Origin of the sequence: Kytococcus sp. HMSC28H12 (assembly GCF_001816045.1) — a bacterium.
Taxonomy (GTDB): Bacteria; Actinomycetota; Actinomycetes; order Actinomycetales; family Dermatophilaceae; genus Kytococcus; species Kytococcus schroeteri.
Genome location: NZ_KV824481.1, coordinates 1 through 512, shown reverse-complemented (window position 1 = coordinate 512; position 512 = coordinate 1). Strand labels below are relative to the sequence as shown.

At 78.3% G+C, this 512-nt stretch carries 1 protein-coding gene; it reads right to left on the bottom strand.

Features of this window, described 5'->3' with window-relative positions:
• On the bottom strand, nt 1-483 hold a 483-nt coding region (locus HMPREF3099_RS06835), incomplete at its 3' end, for a laccase domain-containing protein (protein ID WP_141762037.1).
• Nucleotides 484-512 lie beyond the last annotated feature (29 nt).

Sequence of the window (512 nt, the reverse complement as noted above, 5' to 3'; positions counted from 1 at the left end):
GTGGGCCGCGGCGGCCAGCCCCCGCTCGCGGTCCACCAGCAGCACCGGCGTGCAGTCGGCCACGACCACCATCGCCGCCCCCGGCTCGATGCCGGCGGCCAGGCGCCCCGCGGCGTCCACCACGAGTCCGTCGGACTCCGGCAGCACGTGCGACCCGGCCGGCACGTGGGCGGTGGACTCGGCGTCCACCACGCGCACCCGCGCCCCGTGCACCTGGTGCATCCAGTGCAGGTCCTCCAGCCCCACGCCCAGGCCGCGGGCCACCGAGCGGCGGTGGGCGGTGACGCGTCCGGCGTCGTCGCCCACGTGGTCACCGAGGTTGAACCCGGCCATCGCGCCCTCGCCCGGGAAGTGGTCCACCGCGCGGCGGGTGAACAGCCACTCCACCCCCCACAGGTCGTCGGCCGGGGGCAGCGACTCCTGCCACCACACGGGGGCCGGCGCCAGGGGTGCCGGGCGGGCCGGGCTGCGGAACGCGGTCACGGCGTCTCCTTCTCGGGGGGCGGCTGGGG